Origin of the sequence: Rhodococcus zopfii NBRC 100606 = JCM 9919, from assembly GCF_001895025.1 — a bacterium.
GTDB classification, from domain to species: domain Bacteria; phylum Actinomycetota; class Actinomycetes; order Mycobacteriales; family Mycobacteriaceae; genus Rhodococcus; species Rhodococcus zopfii.
Genome location: NZ_BCXI01000093.1, coordinates 1 through 1,717 on the forward strand (window position 1 = coordinate 1; position 1,717 = coordinate 1,717).

Annotated in this window: 1 protein-coding gene; it reads left to right on the forward strand. The window is 63.1% G+C overall.

What is annotated here, in order from left to right; genetic code table 11:
- Positions 1 to 111: 111 nt before the first annotated feature.
- Positions 112 to 1,717 (forward strand): IS1634 family transposase (locus RZ1_RS29125; RefSeq protein WP_072816390.1); only part of this gene is annotated, 1,606 nt, incomplete at its 3' end.

Consider the following 1,717-nt stretch of genomic DNA (forward strand, 5'->3'; position numbering starts at 1 on the left):
TGAGTTGGCTCACTCCTGGTCAAAAATTCTGACCTCAACGCTGTGACCAGGACATTCTCTCCCGTGAACGGCTGATTTCACGCACTAACCGAGCCCGTCTACGCTCATCGAGTGGCGTTCATCAGGCGAGTCCGCACCAAATCCGGGGCCACCGCCGTGCAGATTGCCCGCTACACCAACGGCCGGCAGGAAATCGTCAAACACATCGGATCCGCCCACACCGACATCGAACTCGGCATGCTCCTCGAACGCGCCCGCACCTGGCTCGAACCCGACCAACAGGCCCTCGACCTGGGCCTCACCCCACAACTGCCCGTCGAAAACACCCTCCCTACCGGGCAAGGAACACTGCTGCCGGCACCAGTCGACGAGCAACAACCGGTGCTCGATGCGCCGGGCCGGACCGAAACCACCGCGTCGGTGCTGCTCCGGGAAACCCTGCACACCGCCTACGACCAGCTCGGATTCGGCCGGATCGACGATGAGGTGTTCCGGGACCTGGTGATCGCCCGCATCGTCGAACCCGGCTCGAAACTCGATGCCGGCCGAGTCCTGCGTGACCTCGGCGCCACCCCGGCGAGTTACGCCACCATCAAACGCCACCTGCGTTCGGTCCTCGACAAGGACTACCGCGCCCTCATCGCCGAGCGGTGCTTCGCCCACGCCGCCGACACCGGCGGTCTGAGCCTGCTGCTCTACGACGTCACCACCTTGTACTTCGAAGCCGAAAAAGAAGACGCCCTACGGAAAGTCGGCTACAGCAAGGAACGACGCGTGGACCCACAGATCGTGGTCGGGCTCCTGGTGGACCGCACCGGATTTCCCTTGGAAATCGGATGTTTCGAAGGAAACCACGCCGAAACCCACACCATCGTCCCGATCGTGCGCCAGTTCCAGGAACGCCACGACATCACCGGTGTGGAGATGGTCGTTGCCGCCGACGCCGGGATGCTGTCGGCGTCGAACCTGACCGACCTCGACGATGCGGGCCTGAAGTTCATCGTCGGCTCCCGAGTGACGAAAGCACCCGGGGATCTCGCCTCACACTTCCATTGGCACGGCAATGCTTTCACCAATGGTCAGATCGTCGACACGATCACCCCCAGGCACGGCCGCTCGAAGGTCAACAACGTCCGCAAACGCGCCGAACCGGTGTGGAGTCCGGTCGATCATCCGAATGCGTGGCGGGCGGTGTGGCAGTACTCGACCGCACGAGCGGCGCGGGACGAGAAGACGTTGAATGCGCAGGAAGCCCGCGCCCGGGCCGTCGTCGACGGCGGTACACCGCCGAAGTCGACACGGTTCGTCAAGACCACCGCACAGGGCCGCAGCCTCGATACCGCATCACTCGAACGCGCTCGATCCCTCTCGGGCTTGAAAGGGTACGTCACGAATGCTCCTGCCTCACTGATGGATCCGGGCGAGGTGATCGCGAAATATCATGATCTGTGGCATGTGGAGCAGTCGTTCCGGATGTCGAAAACCGATCTGCGGGCCCGGCCGATCTTTCACCGCACGAAGGATTCGATCGAAGCGCATCTGACCATCGTGTTCGCGGCGTTGGCCGTCTCGCGTCTGGTTCAGGAACGAACCGGGTTGGCGATCGGCAACGTCGTCAAAAAGCTGCGCCCGTTGCGTTCGGCGACCATCGCGATCAACGGCACCCGGCATACGTTCCCACCGCAGGTCGAGCCCGAGATCCGAGAGCTTCTGGATC